The sequence below is a fragment of the Streptomyces violens genome (assembly GCF_000717745.1).
GTDB classification, from domain to species: Bacteria; Actinomycetota; Actinomycetes; order Streptomycetales; family Streptomycetaceae; genus Streptomyces; species Streptomyces violens.
The window spans coordinates 133277-149627 of the sequence record NZ_JOBH01000003.1; the positions used below are offsets into that span (position 1 = coordinate 133277).

General features: G+C 72.1%; 16 protein-coding genes. 12 read left to right on the forward strand and 4 right to left on the reverse strand.

All coding sequences use genetic code 11. The features are described from left to right. Positions 1–31 precede the first annotated feature (31 nt). The 7 genes from IF04_RS0107195 to IF04_RS0107225 all read left to right on the forward strand — a co-directional run bounded on the left by IF04_RS0107195 (position 32) and on the right by IF04_RS0107225 (position 8217). Positions 32–832, forward strand: a complete 801-nt coding sequence (locus IF04_RS0107195) for a glucose 1-dehydrogenase (RefSeq protein WP_169746116.1) — start codon at positions 32–34, stop codon at positions 830–832. 229 nt (positions 833–1061) lie between these two features. Beyond that, positions 1062–1670 (forward strand): helix-turn-helix domain-containing protein, encoded by a 609-nt coding sequence (locus IF04_RS0107200; protein ID WP_030252572.1) that lies wholly within the window; start codon positions 1062–1064, stop codon positions 1668–1670. 146 nt (positions 1671–1816) lie between these two features. Further along, a complete protein-coding gene (locus IF04_RS0107205) occupies positions 1817–3022 on the forward strand; it encodes an NAD(P)/FAD-dependent oxidoreductase (RefSeq protein WP_030252574.1) in 1206 nt (401 codons plus the stop codon). After that, positions 3019–4845 (forward strand): 2Fe-2S iron-sulfur cluster-binding protein, encoded by a 1827-nt coding sequence (locus IF04_RS0107210; RefSeq protein ID WP_078599941.1) that lies wholly within the window; start codon positions 3019–3021, stop codon positions 4843–4845. The genes IF04_RS0107205 and IF04_RS0107210 overlap by 4 nt, the downstream gene beginning before the upstream one ends. Further along, positions 4842–5780: a dihydrodipicolinate synthase family protein gene (locus IF04_RS0107215; RefSeq protein ID WP_030252579.1), complete on the forward strand. Its 939-nt coding sequence runs from the start codon at positions 4842–4844 to the stop codon at positions 5778–5780. The genes IF04_RS0107210 and IF04_RS0107215 overlap by 4 nt, the downstream gene beginning before the upstream one ends. Beyond that, positions 5780–6781: a proline racemase family protein gene (locus tag IF04_RS0107220; RefSeq protein WP_030252580.1), complete on the forward strand. Its 1002-nt coding sequence runs from the start codon at positions 5780–5782 to the stop codon at positions 6779–6781. Before IF04_RS0107215 ends, IF04_RS0107220 begins: the two co-directional genes overlap by 1 nt. A gap of 77 nt (positions 6782–6858) precedes the next feature. Further along, the gene (locus IF04_RS0107225) at positions 6859–8217 is read left to right on the forward strand and encodes an amino acid permease (protein ID WP_245654334.1); all 1359 of its coding nucleotides are present in this window, start codon (positions 6859–6861) and stop codon (positions 8215–8217) included. Here IF04_RS0107225 and IF04_RS0107230 read toward each other — a convergent pair. The 4 genes from IF04_RS0107230 to IF04_RS0107245 all read right to left on the reverse strand — a co-directional run bounded on the left by IF04_RS0107230 (position 8201) and on the right by IF04_RS0107245 (position 13436). After that, complete coding sequence (locus tag IF04_RS0107230; RefSeq protein ID WP_030252582.1) at positions 8201–8917, reverse strand: hypothetical protein; 717 nt, start codon at positions 8915–8917, stop codon at positions 8201–8203. The two genes, IF04_RS0107225 and IF04_RS0107230, sit on opposite strands and share 17 nt — an antisense overlap. 472 nt (positions 8918–9389) lie before the next feature. After that, positions 9390–10862: a catalase gene (locus IF04_RS0107235; RefSeq protein ID WP_030252583.1), complete on the reverse strand. Its 1473-nt coding sequence runs from the start codon at positions 10860–10862 to the stop codon at positions 9390–9392. A gap of 204 nt (positions 10863–11066) precedes the next feature. Further along, positions 11067–12551: a thiamine pyrophosphate-binding protein gene (locus tag IF04_RS0107240; RefSeq protein ID WP_030252585.1), complete on the reverse strand. Its 1485-nt coding sequence runs from the start codon at positions 12549–12551 to the stop codon at positions 11067–11069. Positions 12552–12590: 39 nt separating this feature from the next. Then, complete coding sequence (locus IF04_RS0107245) at positions 12591–13436, reverse strand: TIM barrel protein (RefSeq protein WP_030252587.1); 846 nt, start codon at positions 13434–13436, stop codon at positions 12591–12593. Between the two features lie 136 nt (positions 13437–13572). Between IF04_RS0107245 and IF04_RS0107250 the strand changes: the two genes are divergently transcribed. The 5 genes from IF04_RS0107250 (at position 13573) to pucL (ending at position 16269) form a co-directional block, all read left to right on the forward strand. After that, entirely contained in the window at positions 13573–13851 is a 279-nt protein-coding gene (locus IF04_RS0107250) for a hypothetical protein (protein WP_078599943.1), read from the forward strand. Further along, entirely contained in the window at positions 13848–14228 is a 381-nt protein-coding gene (locus tag IF04_RS0107255) for a helix-turn-helix domain-containing protein (protein WP_030252592.1), read from the forward strand. The genes IF04_RS0107250 and IF04_RS0107255 overlap by 4 nt, the downstream gene beginning before the upstream one ends. Before the next feature lie 175 nt (positions 14229–14403). After that, positions 14404–14916, forward strand: a complete 513-nt coding sequence (uraD, locus tag IF04_RS0107260) for a 2-oxo-4-hydroxy-4-carboxy-5-ureidoimidazoline decarboxylase (RefSeq protein WP_030252595.1) — start codon at positions 14404–14406, stop codon at positions 14914–14916. After that, positions 14913–15329 carry a hydroxyisourate hydrolase gene (gene uraH, locus IF04_RS0107265; protein ID WP_030252597.1) on the forward strand — a complete coding sequence of 139 codons (417 nt, stop codon included), beginning with the start codon at positions 14913–14915 and terminating at the stop codon, positions 15327–15329. The genes uraD and uraH overlap by 4 nt, the downstream gene beginning before the upstream one ends. A gap of 7 nt (positions 15330–15336) precedes the next feature. Beyond that, entirely contained in the window at positions 15337–16269 is a 933-nt protein-coding gene (gene pucL / locus IF04_RS0107270; RefSeq protein ID WP_030252599.1) for a factor-independent urate hydroxylase, read from the forward strand. Positions 16270–16351: the final 82 nt, after the last annotated feature.

The window sequence follows — 16351 nt, forward strand, 5'->3', positions numbered from 1 at the left end:
GCCCCTTGACGAGGTGATGGAGGAAAGCTCTGTGCTCACGCTCGAAGGCAAGACCGCGATCATCACGGGTGCGGCCCGCGGCCAGGGAGAGGCCGAGGCCCGGCTCTTCGCCCGGCTCGGCGGGCGGGTGGTCCTGGCCGACGTGCTGGACGAGCCCGGGAAGCGGGTCGCCGACGAGATCGGCGAGGCGGCGCGCTACGTCCATCTCGATGTCACGGAGGAGACGGGCTGGCAGGCGGTCGTGGAGACCGCGGTCTCGGCCTTCGGTGGCGTGGACGTACTGATCAACAATGCGGGCGTCTTCCGCTCGATGCCGCTGGCCGATGAGTCCGTGGAGAACTTCGAGCGGACGCTGCGGATCAACCTTGTCGGGCCGTTTCTGGGCATCAAGGCGGTGCAGGGCGTGATGGCGCGGGCCGGTGGCGGCTCCATCGTCAACATTTCTTCGGTGGGCGGGCTTACCGGCATACCCCGGACGGGTGGCTACGGTGCCTCCAAGTGGGGGCTGCGCGGGCTGACGAAGATCGCCGCGCTGGAGCTGGGGCAGTACGGCATCCGGGTCAACTCCGTGCACCCGGGCGTCATCGACACCCCGATGGTCGCCGAGGTCGCGGCCATGCCGGAGTCCGGCGCCCACCCGGGCGTCGCGCTGGGCCGCATCGGGCTGCCCAACGATGTGGCGGGCCTGGTGGCCTTCCTCGCCTCGGACGCCTCCGCCTACCTGACCGGCGCCGAGATCGCCGTGGACGGCGGCTCGTCGGCGGGCCCCATGCCGCCGGCTGCCGCGCAGGGCGTGGCTGCTGCGCAGGGCGAGGCCGCCGCTGTGGGATAAGTCTCGCCCGCCGTTCCGTGCGGGGCGAAGGGGGCGTGACGTGACAGAACGGGCGCACGGTGCCGGCCGGTTGATGGCTGGTTCCGTGCGCCCTTCTTGCTGTTGCGCTACTCCGTTCTTGCCGTTGCGGTACTCCGTAGACTGTTCGGGGAGATGAACGGTGACGACGATGTGCCGTTCGGTTGACGGAACAGGCGCGGGGTCGCGTCGCGACGGAAGGGCGGGAAGGGTGAGCGCTCCCGAAGGCTCGATCCGGGACATGCTGGCGGCGAACCTGAAGCGCGCCCGCGCGCGTCGGGGACTCTCGCTCTCCGAGCTGTCCCGGCGCTCCAGGATCGGCAAGGCGACGCTGTCGCAGTTGGAATCCGGTACCGGAAACCCCACCATCGAGACGGTGTTCAGCCTCTCGCGCGCGCTGGAGGTGCCGATCTCCGGGCTGCTGGACACCCGCCCGGACGACAGCCCGACCGTGGTGCGCGCAGCGGACGTCGAGGTGCTCAGCGGCGACGCGGTGGACCTGCGGCCGCTGCGCCGCTTCGAGCTGGGCGAGGGCGGCTTCGAGGTGTACGACCAGCAAGTACGCGAGGGCGCGCGGCAGAACTCGCTCGGCCACGTCGGCACCGAGCACACGATCGTGCAGGCCGGGCGGCTGGCCGTGGACGTGGACGGCGAGCACATCGAGCTCGGCCCCGGGGACTACGTCGGCTTCGACGCCTCGCGGCCGCACGCCTATACGGCGCTGGGCGGCCCGGTTCGCTCGGTGCTGCTCCTCCAGTACGGGGCGGGCGTGCGGCCGGCGGACGGCGACACGCACCCGGTGCTGGGCCCGCACGCCTGAGAAGCGCCACACATGTAATCGGGTGCCCGACTGGCGTCTGACTGCCCGTCAGGACAAATCCGTGTTACCTCCATTGACCTCGCGAGCGCCCCCTCCTAGCCTCGCAGCGTTCGGTAAAGCGAACGAAGGGGTGGCCCATGCGGACGATGTACGGAACGCGGGTCGTGGTTCTCGGTGCCGGGATCGTCGGCGCGGCCTGCGCGCGCGAACTGGCCCTGGCCGGCGGCTTCCAGGTGACCGTCGTGGACCGGGGCGGCGCCGCCGAGGCGACCACCGCACACGGCGAGGGCAACGTCCTCGTCTCCGACAAGGGCCCGGGGCCCGAGCTGCGGCTGGCCCAGCTGTCGCGCCGCCTCTGGCCCGAGGCGCTGGCCGCGATCGCCGACGGACCGGCCGGCAGCGCCCGCGCCGTACGCGCCGTCGAATGGGACCCCAAGGGCGGCATCGTCGTCGCCACGACGGAAGCGGGTGCGGACGGACTCCACCGGTTCGCCGCCGACCAGCGCGCGGCGGGCGTACGGGCCGAGCCCTTGGACGCCGCCGCGCTCGCCGCCGCCGAGCCGCACGTCACCCGCGACCACACCGCTGCCCTGCACTATCCCGAGGATGCCCAGGTGCAGCCCGCCGCCGCGGCCGCCGCGCTGCTCGGTGACGCCCTCGCACACGGCACCACGCTGCGCACCGGCTGCGAGGTCCTCGGCGCCCGCACCCGAGGCGGCCGCCTCACCGCCGTCCGTACCACCGAAGGCGACCTGGCCGCCGACCTCTTCATCAACGCGGCAGGCCCCTGGTCCGGTCGGCTCGCCGCCCGCCTCGGCGCACCCGTCGACGTCCGCCCCCGCCGCGGCGACATCCTCGTCACCGCTCCGCTGCCGCCCACCGTCTTCCACAAGGTCTACGACGCCGACTACGTGGGCGCGGTCGGCAGCAGCGCCGAGGATCTGCAGACCTCGGCCGTCGTGGAGTCCACCCGCGGCGGCAGCGTGCTGCTCGGCTCCTCCCGCCGCCGCACCGGCTTCGACGACCGGCTGCGCCCCGAGGTGCTCTCCGCGATCGCGGCGAAGGCGCTGCGGCTCTTCCCGGGCCTCGCGGGCGTCCCCGTGATGCGCGCGTACGGCGGCTTCCGCCCGTACGTACCCGACCATCTCCCGGTCATCGGCGCCGACCCGCGGCTGCCGGGCCTGTGGCACGCGACCGGTCACGAGGGCGCCGGCATCGGCCTCTCGATCGGCACCGCCCGCCTGCTGCGCGACCTGGTGCACGGCACCGAACCGGAGATCGACCCCGCCCCGTTCCGGGTGGACCGCCCCGCCGTACTGGGCGCACCGGCCCCGAGTGAGGAGAGCGTATGAGCCCCCGACTGATCCGTGCCGCGGCCGACGCCACCGGGCGACGGCCCGACCGGCCGCTGCACCTCACCGTGGACGGCGAGCCGGTCACCGGCATCGCGGGCCAGAGCATCGCCGGAGTACTGCTCGCGGCCGGCCGCACCTCCTGGCGCACGGCACGCTCGGGCGCCCCGCGCGGGGTCTTCTGCGGCATCGGCGTGTGCTTCGACTGCGTACTGACCGTGAACGGCGCGCCGGACGTACGGGCCTGCCGGCGCCGGGCGGTGGACGGGGACGTGGTGATCACTCAGAGCCGGGCGGACGGATCGACCGACGGCGCTGCGGGGGGAGGGCGCATGACGTTGCGTCAGGTCGTCGTGGTCGGCGCCGGTCCCGCCGGCCTCGCCGCTGCCGCCTCCACGCTGGCCGCCGGGGCCGCCGTCACCCTCCTCGACGCGGCCGAGCGGCCCGGAGGCCAGTACCACCGCATGCTGCCCGAGGAGTACGGCGCCGCCCGGCCCGGCCGGCTGCACCACGGGTGGGCCGCGTTCGAGCGCCTGCGCCACCGCGTCCTCGGCCATCCGCGCTGCACCTGGCTGGCGGAGACCGCCGTCTGGGCGCTGGAACGGCCGGAACCCGGGTGTCCAGGGCCGCCCCTCGTCCACACCCTGACCGGCCCCGCCGACGGCACGGACCGGCCGCGCCGCACCCTCGCCCCCGACGCGCTGGTCCTCGCCCCCGGCGCCCACGACCGGGTACTCCCGTTCCCCGGCTGGGAGCTGCCCGGGGTGTACGCGGCAGGCGCGGCGCAGGCGCTCGCCAAGGGGGAGCGGCTGGCCATCGGCGACGACGTGCTGCTCGCGGGCAGCGGACCGTTCCTGCTCCCCGTCGCCGCCGCGCTGCTGGAGGCGGGCGCCGGGGTACGGGCGGTCCTGGAGGCGAACCCGCCCGCGACCGTCGCCCGCGGCTGGGCACGCCGCCCCTGGGAACTGGCGGAGCAGCCCGGCAAGGCCGCCGAACTCGCCGAGTACACCGCCCTGTTGGCCCGCCACCGGGTCCCGTACCGGATGGGCAGGACCGTCATCGAGGCGCGCGGGAAGGGCCGCGTCGAAGAGGCGGTCACCGCGCGGCTGCGGCCCGACTGGTCGGTGGTCCCGGGAAGCGAGGTGACCGTCGCCGTGGACGCGCTCTGCGTCAGCCACGCCTTCAGCCCGCAGCTTGAGCTCCCGATGGCCGCGGGCTGCGCGCTGCTGCGGTCCCCGACGGGTGAGTTCGTGGCCGTCGACGGCGACCAGCTGACGAGCTGCCCGGGCGTGTACGCGGCCGGGGAGATCACCGGCATCGCGGGCGCGCCCGCCGCCCGTACCGAAGGCGCGCTCGCGGGCTGGCTCGCGGGCGGCGGCGACCCCGCGGCGCCCGCGCTGCGCCGGGTCCGCCGCAACCGCGACCGGGGCCGCGCCTTCGCCGCCCGACTGGCCGCCGCCCATCCCGTCGGCTCCGCCTGGCCCGGCTGGCTGCGCCCGGAGACCGTGATCTGCCGCTGCGAGGAGACCGATTACGGGGCGCTCTGCCGGACCGCCACCGAGGAGGCCGGCGCCGCGCCGCGCGTCACCAAGCTCGCCACCCGCGCGGGCCTCGGCCCCTGCCAGGCCCGGATCTGCGGACCCACGGTCGCCGAGCTCACGGCCCGGCTGGGCGGTTCCCCGCCGGGCCGGCCGGCGGACGGCCTGCCCGTCGCCGCGCCGCACCGCCGCCCCCTCGCCCAGCCCATCCGCCTGGGTGAGCTGGCCAGTACCCCCGACCACCCCGACCCCTCGGAACCCGACACGAAGGAGAGCACCGCATGAGCAGCACCGCCTCCCACCGCCCCGCAGGCCTCGGCGGCGTGGTCGTCGCCACCGCGCTCCCGTACCTCGAGGATCCCGCGGCGCCCGCCGGGCTCGCCGTCGACCTGGACCGTTACGCCGAGCACTGCCGCTGGCTGGTGGCCAACGGCTGCGACGGCGTCGGCCCGAACGGCTCGCTGGGGGAGTACTCCTCGCTCACCGACGAGGAGCGCCGCGCGGTCGCCCGTACCGCGATCGAGGCGGTCGGCGACGACGGCACCGTGATCGTCGGCGTGCACGGCGTCGGCAGCCACCAGGCCCGGCACTGGGCCGAGGTGGCCGCCGAGGACGGCGCCGACGGCGTGCTCTGTCTGCCGCCGACCATGTACCGCGCCAACCCCGGCGAGGTGCTCGCCCACTTCGAGGCGGTGGCCTCCGTCGGCCTCCCCGTCATGGTTTACAACAACCCCATCGACACCAAGGTCGATCTCACCCCGCAACTCCTCGGCGAGATCGCACAGATCGACAACGTCGTGGCGGTCAAGGAGTTCTCCGGCGACGTCCGCCGCGTACTGGAGATCAAGGAGCAGGCGCCGGGGCTCGACATCATCAGCGGCGCGGACGATGTGGTCCTGGAGAGCCTGCTGATGGGCGCCGTCGGCTGGTTCGCCGGCTTCCCGAACGTCTTCCCCGCCGAGTCCGCGAAGCTGTACGCGCTGGCCAGGGCCGGGCGCCTGGAGGAGGCACGCGCGCTGTACGAGCCGCTGGTCGCCGCCTTCCGCTGGGACTCCCGCACCGAATTCGTGCAGGCCATCAAGGCGGGCATGGAGCAGGTCGGCCGGTACGGCGGTCCCTGCCGCCCGCCGCGCGGCCCCCTCGTCCCCGAGCACCGCGAGCAGGTCCGCGCCGACATGGCCCGCGCCATCACCGCCCTCGAAAAGCTGGCGGCCGCCTGATGAGGTCGGTACGCACCCTCAGCGCCGTCGACTCGCACACCGAGGGCATGCCCACCCGGGTGGTGACCGGCGGGGTGGGCCCGATACCGGGTGCCACCATGGCCGACCGCCGCCGGTACGCCGTCGAACACCTCGACGGGCTCCGCCGGTTCCTCGTCGACGAGCCGCGCGGCCACCCCGCCATGAGCGGCGCCCTGCTGCAGCCGCCCACCCGCCCCGACGCCGACTGGGGCGTCCTGTACATCGAGGTCAGCGGCTTTCTGCCGATGTGCGGGCACGGCACGATCGGCGTCGCCACCGTCCTCGTCGAGACCGGCATGGTCCCGGTCACCGAGCCGGAGACCGTCGTCCGGCTGGACACTCCGGCCGGGCTGGTCGAGGCGCGGGTGAGCGTACGGGACGGCGTCGCGGAGCGCGTCACCCTGCGCAACGTGGACGCCTTCGCGCTCGAACAGGACGCCAAGGTCGAGGTCCCCGGGCTGGGTGAGGTCCGCTACGACATGGCGTACGGCGGCAACTTCTACGCGATCGTGGAACTGGAGCGGCTGGGGCTCCCGTTCGACCGGGCACGCAAGGACGAGATCCTGGCGGCGGGCCTTTCGATCATGAAGGCCGTCAACGAGCAGAACCGCCCGGAGCACCCCGTCGACCCGCTCATCTCCGGCTGCAAGCACGTACAGTTCCTCGCTCCCGGGTCCGACGCCCGGCACTCGCGCAACGCCATGGCCATCCACCCGGGCTGGTTCGACCGCTCGCCGTGCGGCACGGGCACTTCGGCACGGATGGCCCAGCTCCACGCCCGCGGCGAACTCCCGCTCCACGCCGACTTCATCAACGAGTCGTTCATCGGCACCCGGTTCACCGGGCGGCTCGTCGGCACCACCGAAGTCGGCGGGCTGCCCGCCGTCGTACCGGAGTTCTCCGGCCGCGCCTGGATCACCGCCACCGCCAACTACCTGCTGGATCCCAGAGATCCCTTCCCAGAAGGCTTCGTCCTGTGAGCGTCGCGAGAGAGATCTTCCGCCGCAAGCCCGTGGACTCCTCCGAGGAGGAGTCCGCCGGCGGGCTGCGCCGCACGATGGGCCTGTGGCAGCTGGTCGCGCTGAGCCTGGGCGGCCTGGTGGGCGCGGGCGTCTTCTCGCTGGCCGGGGTGGTCGCGCACGAGGACGCCGGGCCCGGCGTGATGCTCTCCTTCCTGATCGCGATCATCGCCAGCAGCGCGGCGGCGCTCTGTTACGCCGAGTTCGCGGGCACCATCCCGAAGGCGGGCTCCGCGTACACCTACTCCTACGCGGCGCTCGGCGAGGTCGTCGGCTGGGCCATCGGCTGGGACCTGCTGCTGGAGTACACCGCGATCGTCGCCGTGGTGGCCATCGCGGTCTCCGGTTACTTCTCGTACGTCCTGGAGGGCATCGGCATCGACCTGCCGGCCTGGATGCTCGGTGCGCCCGGCACCGGCGCCGGACACCGGGTCGATCTGCTCGCCGCGCTGCTCTGCCTGCTGCTCGCGTTCGTGCTCTCGCGCGGTACGAAGGAGTCGGCGCGCTTCGAGACGATCCTGGTCGTGGTCAAGCTGGGCATCGTGGCGCTGGTGGTGATCGCCGGGGCCTTCCACATCTCGGCGGGCAACTACAGCCCTTTTCTGCCGTACGGTCTCGGCGGCGCGTTCACCGGCGCCGCGACCACCTTCTTCGCGGTCTACGGGTACGACGCGATGAGCGCGGCCGCGGAGGAGAGCGCCGAGGCGAAGAAGGTGCTGCCGAAGGCCATCGTGATCTCCCTCGGCATCGCCGCGGTCGTCTACCTGCTGGTGTGCGTCGTGCTGCTGGGCATGCAGGACTACCGCCGGATCGACGTGGACAGCCCGTTCTCCAGCGCGCTGGCCTCGGTCGGCCTCGGCGGGCTCGGCATGGTCGTCGCCGTCGGTGCCATCATCGGCATCACCACCTCGGCCTTCGCCAACATGCTGGCGGTGTCCCGGGTCTGGTACTCGATGAGCCGGGACGGGCTGCTGCCGCGCTACTTCGCCCGCAATCACCCGAAGCGGCAGGTGCCGACCCGGGTGATCTGGCCGGTCGGCATCGGCTCGGCGGTCATCGCCGGCTTCCTGCCCATCCGGGAGGCCGCGGACCTCACCAACATCGGCATCCTGATGGCGTTCATCGTCGTCGCGGTGGCGGTCGTGGTCATGCGGCGCACCCGCCCCGACCTGCCGCGTGCCTTCCGTACACCGCTGGTCCCGCTGGTACCGGCCATCGGCGTCGCCTTCTCCGTCTGGCTGATCAGCAACCTCGACCCGGTGACCTGGCTGCGGTTCGCCGGGTGGATGGCGCTGGGCATGGTCGTGTACGCGCTGTTCGGCTACCGGAACTCGCAGGAGAACCCGGACCGCGCCGAGCGGAGTCAGGACCGGGAACGGGTCACGGACCCTTCCTGATCAGCTCGTCCGCCGGGTCGTTCACCGGCTGCGGGGTGCCCGTGAGGTCCATGACGAAGAGCGGGACGTGCAGCGCGTCGGCGCGGGTCCGGGCGTCGTTCGCGTAACCGGCCAGCGAGAAGAACACCGCGAGCGCGGAGTCGTTGAGGCCGTTCAGCCAGACCGTCTCGATCTCGCGGAGCCGGGTCGGGCGGGTGGTCGGGTCGACCTGCGCCACCAGCCCGCGGCCCCGTACGTCCACCCCCGATGAGCTGCGCTCGGGGGCGCGGACGACCTCGGTGAAGCCCAGCCACTTCAGGTACTGGACGGCGGCGGTGACGCAGTCCCGCGCGGTGCGGATCGTCACCGGGCGGAAGGCGGGGCGCAGCGTGGCCGGGCGCGCGGGGGAGCGGTGTCCCGCACGGCCGAGTGGGCTGATCTCCGGGGCCGGCGGTCCCGGGGCCGGTATCACCGGCACCCGGACGACCGTGCCGCACGCGCATGCCGACTCCGGCGTCGGCCACTCGTCCAGCCGCCCGCAGGACTCGCAGCGCACCTCGACCCAGGAGCTCTGCCACGTGCGGTGCTGGATCTCGACGGGCACCCCGCCGCGCAGCACCGGCATCGTCAGCGGCGCCCCGCACGCACACGGGAAGGTGGGCGGGGTGAAGGCGTTCTCGCGGCGGCACGTAGGGCAGCGCACCGGCACGCTGTCGGCCATGTTCGGCTCCTGGCGGGTCGTTCGGCTCATCGCCGTCCATGGTCTCCCGGAATGCGCCGTTCGTGGGGCGAATCGCGGGGAGAGACGGGAGGGAAGGCGGGAGGAGACACGAGCACAGGGCCCGGCTCGTCCGTGACCGTACGGACGAGCCGGGCCCTGCGGGTGGTTCCCGCCCGGTGACACGGGTTACAGGCGCGACAGGACACGCGCCACCGGACGGAGTCTTGAAGAGGGATGGGGTGAAGAAGGTGTGCTCCGCGGTGCGGGGGAGAGGACGCGCCCTTCCCTATGAGACGCGCCCGTACCACCGCACTGGTTTCTCCCACCGCGCCGCGGAGCCCACCGTCGGCCGGCGGCCGAAGCCGCCGGCCGGTCCGTACCGCCCGGCCACCCCTCAACGGGCCGGACGGTACGGACGCGCAAGGGTGCTGACCTCCCGTCAGTCCTCACGCAGCCTTTCGAGGACCGGTACTCAGTCCTCGCGCAGCTCGCGGACCTTGGCCTCGACGCGCTTGCCGTAGTCCGGGTCGGCGGCGTGGAAGTGCGCGAGGTTCTTCTCGATGACGTCGTCGCGGGAGACCTGCGAGAGGCCGCCGGCGATGTTCGCCACGAGACGCTTCTTCTCGTCCTCCGACATCAGTCGGTAGAGCTCACCGGCCTGGAAGAAGTCGTCGTCCTTGGTGTGCTGCGGGGCCTCGTGGGTGCCGGTGTGGCCGGTGACGGCGAACGGCGCGGACAGCGCGTCGTTCGTCTGGACCGGGCCGTCGTAGCTGTTCGGCTCGTAGTTCTTCGCCTGCCGGCCCTGGGCGTTGGCGGCCATCAGACCGTCCCGGCCGTAGTTGTTCGCCACCGTCGCCTTGGGGGCGTTGACCGGGAGCTGGGTGTGGTTGACGCCCAGACGGTAGCGCTGCGCGTCGGCGTAGGCGAAGAGCCGGCCCTGCAGCATCTTGTCGGGGGACGGGCCGATGCCGGGCACGAAGTTGTTCGGCGAGAAGGCGGCCTGCTCGACCTCGGCGAAGACGTTGTCCGGGTTGCGGTCCAGGACCATCCGGCCGACGCGCTGCAGCGGGTAGTCCTTGTGCGGCCACACCTTGGTCAGGTCGAACGGGTTGAAGCGGTAGTCCGCCGCCTCGGCCGCCGGCATGATCTGCACGTACAGCGTCCAGGACGGGTACACACCGCGCTCGATGGACTGCAGCAGGTCCGTCTGATGCGAGTTGGCGTCCTTGCCGGCCAGCTCGGCGCCCTGGTCGGCGTCCAGGCAGCGGATGCCCTGGTTGGTCTTGAAGTGGTACTTGACGAAGAACTGCTCGCCCTCGGCGTTGGTCCACTGGTAGGTGTGCGAACCGTAGCCGTTCATGTGGCGGTAGGAGGCCGGGATGCCCCGGTCGCCCATCAGCCAGGTGACCTGGTGGGTGGCCTCGGGGGCGTGCGCCCAGAAGTCCCAGACGTTGTCCGGCTCCTGCTTGCCCGTGAAGGGGTCGCGCTTCTGCGAGTGGATGAAGTCGGGGAACTTGATCGGGTCCTTGATGAAGAACACCGGGGTGTTGTTGCCGACGAGGTCGTAGTTGCCCTCTTCGGTGTAGAACTTGACCGCGAAGCCGCGCGGGTCACGCGCCGCGTCCGGGCCGCCGAGGCTGTCGGCGACGGTCGAGAAGCGGATGAAGAGCTCGGTCCGCTTGCCGACGGTGTTCAGGAAGTCGGCGCGGGTGAAGCCGGTGACGTCGTCGGTCACCTCGAAGTAGCCGTACGCGCCGGAACCGCGGGCGTGCACCACACGCTCCGGGATGCGCTCCCGGTTGAAGCGGGCGAGCTTCTCGATCAGGTGCTGGTCCTGCAGGACGATCGGGCCACCGATGCCGGCGGTGGCGGAGTTCTGGTTGTCGGCGACGGGGGCGCCCGACTCCGTGGTGAGTGTGCGCGCCGTCAGCGAGGGCTTCGTCATGGTGACCTTCCGTACGAAGAGCGCGGAAGCCGACTTCCGCATGTTGGAGCGTATGGAGGGCTCCAACCAAACGTCAACAGTTTGTTGAAAACTTGCTCGTGTCCTTCTACCACCGCAACGAGCGGCCGGAAAAGGGTCCCGGCGGCGGCACCTGGGCGCGACAGGACAGGTGTCGGCGCCGCCGCCGGAAGTCTGTGTGTGCTGTTATGCGTCGGGCCTGGCCAGCACGTCCACCAGGACCGGGCGCCGCGTGGAGACGGCCTCCTTGCGGGCCCACTCCAGCGCCGAGCGCAGCCCTTCCTGAGCCGTGACCCGGCAGCCGGAGCAGTCGTACGCCTCGGCCAGGCGCACGGCGTCCGGGCCGCGCTCGTCCCGGCCGAGCAGTAACTGCACGTACGGCACCGAGCACTCCGCCGCGACCGCCAACTCCTCGGCCAGCGGCGGGAGTCCGGGCCCCGTGCCGAGACCGACCAGTACGGCGTCCGGCGCGGCAGCGGCCAGCGCGAGTTGGGCACCGAGCGCCGCGGGGACCGCCCAGCCCGGCGGCCCGCCGCGGCCGCCGAGCAGCAGCCGCCGTGGCCCGCCGACCGGGAGCAGCGCGCCGCCCCACTCGCCGTACACCTCCTCCGTGAGGACGAAGCAGGCGTCCGTGCCGAAGACCGCATCGAGCTCCGCGTGGACCCGGCCGGCCGGGACCGGAGCGCCGCCCGGGGCGGGCGCCCGGACCGCGGCCCCTGCGGGCCTGGTCCAGGAGGCGCACTCCCGCTCCGTACCGGACGCCGCGTCGTGCAGCGCCTTCAGGAAGAGCCGCGCATCCGCGACGATTCCCAGGCCGGCCGTGCCGTACCCGCAGATCGCCGACGGTTCGGCGTCCACCTGAATCACCGTGGGCACCCCCGAGAGGAGCCCGGCGGCCCGCCCGGTGCCGACCGCCAGCACGCAGTCCGCCGCACCGAGGGCCTGGTCCCCGGGAGGGCGCCCGACGGTACCGGCGTACAGCTCAGCACCGTCCCCCGCGCAGCCGCGGCCGCCAGGGGTGTCGGCGAACGGCACCCGCAGCCGGCCGGCCAGCGCGCGGAGCGCGGCACCGGCGTCGGCCGCGGTCACTCCGCCGCCCGCCAGCAGCAGCGGCCGGCGCGCTGCCAGCAGCAGCTCCAGCGCGGCCGCGACCTGCGCCGGATGCGGTGCGCCGCTCCGTACGGGCAGTGGCGCGTCGACCGCCGGATCGTATGCGATCTCCGCCCCGGTGTCGGCGGGCAGTTCCACCAGCACCGGTCCGGGTCGGCCCTCCCGGGCCGTACGGAACGCCTCGCGCAGCGCCCACGGCAGGCGGGCGGCGGAGGCGGCCGGTAAGACCTGCTTGGTCACCGCACGTACCGGCTCACCGGGCCCCGCGGCGAGGCAGACCAGCGGTACGCCGTCGGCGTGTGCGGCGTGCAGCCCGGGGACCAGCCCCGGCCCTGATGCCGCGCCCGCGACGACCACCCCGGTGCGCCCGCTCGCGCGGGCCCAGCCGTCGGCCATGTGCGCCGCGGACTGCGCGTGGCGTGCGGTCGGGAGAGCGGTGCCGACGGCCGCGAGCGCCGCGTGCAGCGGGCCGCCGGGCGCGTCCGGGCAGCCGAAGGCGGTGTCGCCGCCCTCGTCCCGGACGATCCGTGCGGCCGCCGCTTCAGCGGTCATCCTCGGCATCGGTCGCTCCCCCCCGGCCCGTCCGTCAGTCGTCCGGGCTCAGTGCCGGCCGGCGGCGCGCAGCGGGGCGGGCAGCCACTCGAAGGCACCGGCGCTGGGGCGGTCGCCGGGCTTGTACTCCAGGCCCACCCAGCCGTCGTAACCGGCCTTCTTCAGGCGGTTGATCAGGTCGGTGAAGTCCAGGTGGCCGGTGCCGGGCGCGCCGCGTCCGGGGTTGTCGGCGATCTGCACGTGCCCGGTCTTCTCGGTGCAGGACTCGATGACCTCGTTGAGGTCCTCGCCGTTCATGGCCAGGTGGTACAGGTCCATCAGGAACTTGGCGTTGCCGAGCCCGGTGGCCGCGTTGACCTTGTCGACGATCTCGATGGCCTTGGGGGCGGAGACGATCGGGCAGAGCGGCGACTCGGGCTGGTTCAGCGCCTCGATCAGCAGCGTCGCGCCGATGGAGTCGGCGGCGCGGGCGGCGTAGGTGAGGTTGGCGAGGGCCACCTCGTCCTGGAGGGCCGGGTCGACGCCCTCGATGCGGTTGCCGTACAGCGCGTTCAGCGCCGTGCAGCCCATCGTGCGGGCGAACTCCACCGCGACCGGTACGTTGGCGCGGAACTTCTCGGATTCCTCGCCGGGCAGGGAGAGGGCGCCGCGGTCGGGGCCCGGCAGCTGCCCGGCGTAGAAGTTCAGGCCGACGAGCTGGGTGCCGGCGTCGTTCAGCGCGTCCCGCAGCGCGTCCAGCTCGGACTGCTCGGGCACCGGCGCGTCGACCCACGGCCACCACAGCTCGACCGCGGTGAAGCCGGCGGCGGCCGCGGCGGCGGGGCGCTCCAGCAGCGGGAGCTCGGTGAAGAGGATCGACAGATTGACGTCGAAGCGCGTGTCGGTGAAGCCCATGCTGCGTAAGCGCCTTCCGTATTGCGAAACTTTCTTTCTGCGTATTGGAAGAGTGCCCGCGGGGTAGGAGGGCTGTCAAGGGGTCCCGTGCGGTCGATTCTGGTGGCCGGGCCGACGTCGGCAGTAGGTTGACGGTGTGCGATTGAGAGTGGAGTTCACGACGGAACCGTTCGACCTGGACGAGGCACCGGACCACGCGGTGGTGGCCCGTGAGGTCGTCACGGGCGGCGAGCTGGACGCGGTCGACGTCGGCCCGTTCGGCAATACCGCCGAGGGGGACGCGGAGCGGGTGCTCACCGCGGTGGACGCGCTGCTGCGGCAATCCCTGGCGGCCGGCGCCACCCGCGTCTCGCTCCAGGTCAACGTGATACCGGACGGCCGGGACGGCCAGGACGCCAAGGAGGCCGAGCGGTGACCGAGCCTGCCGACCACCCGTTCGTCCAAGCGGTGAAGCCGCTGGTGGACGCGATGGGCGGGGAGATGGTCGCGCCCGATCTGGCGCAGGGGGACGACGTCGTACTGACCTGGGAGGGCGAGGACCGGGTGGCCGTACGGCTGCCGCATCTCTCCGACTCCCTGGATCACCTGCTGGCGGACCTGGAGCGCCGGCACGGCCGCCCGCTCGCCGAGCTGGACCGCAGGACCAAACAGTCGGTCGTGCGCATCCTGGAGACCCGCGGCGCCTTCTCCGTACGGCATGGCGTGGAGACGGTCGCGAGCGCGCTCGGCGTCAGTAGATTCACCGTCTACAACTACCTGAACAGGGAGAACGGGGCCAAGGCCGGGCGCTGACCGGCTCCCGTCCCTTACCTCGCGGCAAACCGCCACAAGCCGTCGTTCCGGGTTTCCGGAGCGGCGGCTTTCGTGTTGCCGAGTTTTCAACAAAGTGTTGACGTGGTGTTGTCCGCAGACTTAGCTATGCCCAGCCCGTCCAACGCACAGCACGACGCAGCCACGGAGGCTTCCCGTGTCTTCGAGTACGACTCCGGGGCTCACCCGGTTCAATGCCGCCGATGTCAGCGAGGCCCAGGCCGCGCTGCACGAGGTGTGTGCCAGCGAGGCGTGGGGGAGCAAGATCCTCGCGCAGCGCCCGTACGCCGACACCGAGGCCCTCTTCGCCGCCAGCGACGCAGCCATGGCCGAGCTGACGGCGGACGACCTGGCCGAGGCGATGGCGGGGCACCCGCCGATCGGCCGCCCCAAGCCGGGCGACCCCACCTCCTCCCGCGAGCAGCGCGGGATGGCGGGGGCCTCCGACGAGCTCAAGGCCGAGATGCTCGAACTGAACCTGGCCTACCAGGAGCGCTTCGGGCACGTCTTCCTCATCTGCGCCACCGGCCTGACCGCCGAGCAGATGAGGGACGCGGTCCGTAACCGGATCGACAACGCGCCGGAACACGAACGAGAGATCGTGCGTGGGGAGCTCGTCAAGATCAACCGCATCCGCCTGACCCGCCTCGCAGAAGGAGACGCAGCATGAGCAGCGACACGGCTGCCGATCAGACGTCGGTGTCCACGCACATCCTGGACACCAGCGTCGGCCGCCCCGCAGAGGGCGTGGCCCTCACGCTCTCGGTGCGCTCCGGCAGCGACGGGGCATGGACCGCGCACGGCGCGTCCAAGACGGACGCGGACGGGCGCTGCAAGGACCTGCCGGCCCTGCCGGCGGGCACCACGCACGTACGTCTCGACTTCGAGACGGAGGCGTACTTCCTTGCGGGCCAGCACAGTTCGATAAAGCAAGCCGAGGAACAGCAGGACGCCCCCGCGCTACGGGACAGCGGAGCCTTCTTCCCGGAGGTGGCAATCACCTTTGCCGTCAAGCCGGGCGAGCACTACCACGTACCGCTGCTGCTCAACCCGTTCGGCTACTCCGTATACCGAGGGAGCTAGCACCGACATGCCCACGATTCTCGGCCAGAACCAGTACGGCAAGGCGGAAAACCGGGTCGTAAAGATCACCCGGGACGGCGACACGCACCACATCAAGGACCTCAACGTCTCCGTCGCCCTCTCCGGCGACCTGGAGGAGGTCCACCTCTCCGGCTCCAACGCCAACTGCCTGCCCACGGACACGACGAAGAACACCTGCTTCGCGTTCGCCAAGGAATACGGCATCGAGTCCGCCGAGCAGTACGGCATCCACCTCGCCCGGCACTTCGTCGACAGCCAGCCGTCCATCCACCGGGCGCGCATCCGCATCGAGGAGTACACCTGGGAGCGCATCGCCGGCTCCGACGCCAACTCCAAGTTCATCGGCGCCGACGAGGTCAAGCACTCCTTCGTCCGCAAGGGCCAGGAGACCCGCCTCGCGCAGATCACGTACGACGGCGAGAAGTTCGAGATCCTCTCGGGCCTCAAGGACCTGACCGTGATGAACTCCACGAACTCCGAGTTCTGGGGCTACATCAAGGACAAGTACACGACGCTGCAGGAGGACTACGACCGTATCCTCGCCACCTCGCTGTCCACCTGGTGGCGGCACAACTGGACGTCCGACGAACAGCGGATGCCCAGCTGGGAGCGGTCCTACGACCAGGTCAAGAAGCACATCCTCAACGCCTTCGTCGAGACCTACTCGCTCTCCCTGCAGCAGACCCTGTACCAAATGGGTTCGCGGGTCATCAACAACCGCAGCGAGATAGACGAGATCCGCTTCTCGGCGCCGAACAAGCACCACTTCCGCCAGGACCTCTCGCCCTTCGGCCTCGACAACGAGGCCAAGGACGGAGCCGTCTACTACGCGGCGGACCGCCCGTACGGGCTCATCGAGGCCACCATCCTGCGCGACGGTGTCGACGCGCGCATCCCGGTGGACATGACCAACCTCTGACGGCTCTCCCACGCCGCGAAAGTGCCTCGTATCCCCCTCCCGTTCTCCCGCACGGCGGGAGGGGGCCGCGAATCCTGAGGGG

Coding starts and splice junctions, on each gene's coding strand:
- IF04_RS0107205 (WP_030252574.1), top strand. CDS start 1,817: ATGTACGGAACGCGGGTCGTGGTTCTCGGTGCCGGGATCGTCGGCGCG.
- IF04_RS0107210 (WP_078599941.1), top strand. CDS start 3,019: ATGAGCCCCCGACTGATCCGTGCCGCGGCCGACGCCACCGGGCGACGG.
- IF04_RS0107215 (WP_030252579.1), top strand. CDS start 4,842: ATGAGCAGCACCGCCTCCCACCGCCCCGCAGGCCTCGGCGGCGTGGTC.
- IF04_RS0107220 (WP_030252580.1), top strand. CDS start 5,780: ATGAGGTCGGTACGCACCCTCAGCGCCGTCGACTCGCACACCGAGGGC.
- IF04_RS0107225 (WP_245654334.1), top strand. CDS start 6,859: ATGGGCCTGTGGCAGCTGGTCGCGCTGAGCCTGGGCGGCCTGGTGGGC.
- IF04_RS0107230 (WP_030252582.1), bottom strand. CDS start 8,917: ATGGCCGACAGCGTGCCGGTGCGCTGCCCTACGTGCCGCCGCGAGAAC.
- IF04_RS0107235 (WP_030252583.1), bottom strand. CDS start 10,862: ATGACGAAGCCCTCGCTGACGGCGCGCACACTCACCACGGAGTCGGGC.
- IF04_RS0107240 (WP_030252585.1), bottom strand. CDS start 12,551: ATGCCGAGGATGACCGCTGAAGCGGCGGCCGCACGGATCGTCCGGGAC.
- IF04_RS0107245 (WP_030252587.1), bottom strand. CDS start 13,436: ATGGGCTTCACCGACACGCGCTTCGACGTCAATCTGTCGATCCTCTTC.
- uraH (WP_030252597.1), top strand. CDS start 14,913: ATGAGCAGCGACACGGCTGCCGATCAGACGTCGGTGTCCACGCACATC.
- pucL (WP_030252599.1), top strand. CDS start 15,337: ATGCCCACGATTCTCGGCCAGAACCAGTACGGCAAGGCGGAAAACCGG.